Source organism: Pseudonocardia sp. Ae505_Ps2 (assembly GCF_001932425.1).
GTDB lineage: Bacteria > Actinomycetota > Actinomycetes > Mycobacteriales > Pseudonocardiaceae > Pseudonocardia.
Genome location: NZ_MCIP01000001.1, coordinates 2313428 through 2315006, shown reverse-complemented (window position 1 = coordinate 2315006; position 1579 = coordinate 2313428). Strand labels below are relative to the sequence as shown.

2 protein-coding genes are annotated in these 1579 nt (G+C 58.7%); one reads left to right on the top strand and one right to left on the bottom strand.

Going from position 1 to position 1579, the window contains the following annotated elements; genetic code table 11:
* A partial coding sequence (locus tag Ae505Ps2_RS11075; RefSeq protein WP_170917123.1) for an IS30 family transposase occupies nt 1–278 on the top strand: 278 nt, incomplete at its 5' end.
* A 272-nt stretch (nt 279–550) separates the two neighbouring features.
* On the opposite strand, the gene Ae505Ps2_RS31120 is transcribed toward Ae505Ps2_RS11075, so the two are convergent.
* The coding region (locus tag Ae505Ps2_RS31120) for a hypothetical protein (RefSeq protein WP_212567628.1) at nt 551–1579 on the bottom strand (1029 nt) is incomplete at its 5' end.

Below are 1579 nucleotides of genomic sequence, written 5' to 3'. Positions count from 1 at the left end.
ACTGCGGGGCGGAGATGGCCGGCCACGCCGCCGTCACCAAGGGGTCGATGCCGGTGTACTTCGCCCACCCGCACTCGCCGTGGGAACGCGGCAGCAACGAGAACCTCAACCGCATCGTGCGCGAGTACTTCCCGAAAGGCACGGAAATCACCTCGGACCCGAAGTATCTGGCGATGGTGGCTTGCGATATCAACGACCGACCCCGTAAGATCCACAACTGGAAGAAGCCCTCCGAGATATTCGCCGAACTCGTTGAGCTAGATGCTTCGACCGCCTGAATTCGCCCTTCGCCACGACTTGGCGCACCTGAGGGACTGCGGCGTGGAGTGCTGCACGTCGCTCCGTGAACGACGCAGGGAAGAGGCCGTGCTTGATAAACTACTGGGCATTGTAGAGCTCAATTACGTCAGTCACGACGACATTACTTCAGTACGTCCGAAACCTTCAGGAAGCTCGACAGGGTCTTCCACCTGACAATACGCACCGTAGTCGTTGACGCCATAGACCTTTAGCCTTCGATCAGACGGAGACCCGGCGGACTCATCCGTACTCACGATGTCAACGCCCGGACTTCCGATTCGAGCTGTAGGTTTCCTTGCTCACCAAGCTGGTTCATGTACCGCTCCGCGTCCGCTTTCAAGTTCGCGTCACCAGATGTGATAGCAGCAGCCAATATCTGCGGAACCGCGTCACGCATAAGACCATAGCTCGTGAGACCATCCTCGTCCTGGACAGCGAGCAGCAAGCGAAGCACATCGAAAGCCGCATGGGGATCTAGGGACGCCGAGGACCCCAGCTCCTCGCTGATCATGTATCGCTGCCTACCAAGCGTAGGATCGAGCGACGCCACTTCCTTGAGTCTTGGCAGCCACCAGCCAGTTTCAAACTTCCCGCTCTTGACCACCCAGTAGAAGCCGCTCAGCTCCTCCTTGTCGGCAGGATGCTCCCGCACATGTTCAAGCCTGCTGTCCCACAAGGTGGCGAATTTGTCACGAATTCCCGACGAAACCTCGTCTGCACGCATGAAACGCCAGGCTACATGTCCCATCGCTCCACCCCGCACGTCAACTGGCGCCTCGGAGAAGAAGACCGTCACTACTGGATCGTCAAGAGTCTGTTCGCCACGAATGACTGCTTCGACGAGCCAGCCCCCAATTTCCTGAAGCGGATCGGTTTCCGTTCGCCATCCCACTGCGACTGCCTCAGTCGACCTGATTGCTCCGATCATGGCAGGACCAAGCAATTCGAGCAACTGCTTGTGGTACCGATGAGTCGCTACTGCAACGCTGAGTGCAAATTGCTGATTCCTGCTTGAGTCTTCCTCAGCGCCAAACCAATCCCCGCGCCGCAACTCGACCCACTCCTGGTCAGCAATGAAGAGTCGGGCCAACCCCTCACCCAGCACGGCGCGGGATGCCCCGTACGGGTCATCTCTGGCGAGCTCGTCCTCAAACGCGGAACGAGCTGCCTCGAACCAGCCCGTCTCAGACCCATGCGCTATTAGATGAGTGAGACCACGCAGCCAGACTGGCCAGCGCCAGTTGAGCGATAGGGTCAGCGCATCCATGCTGCTGTCTTT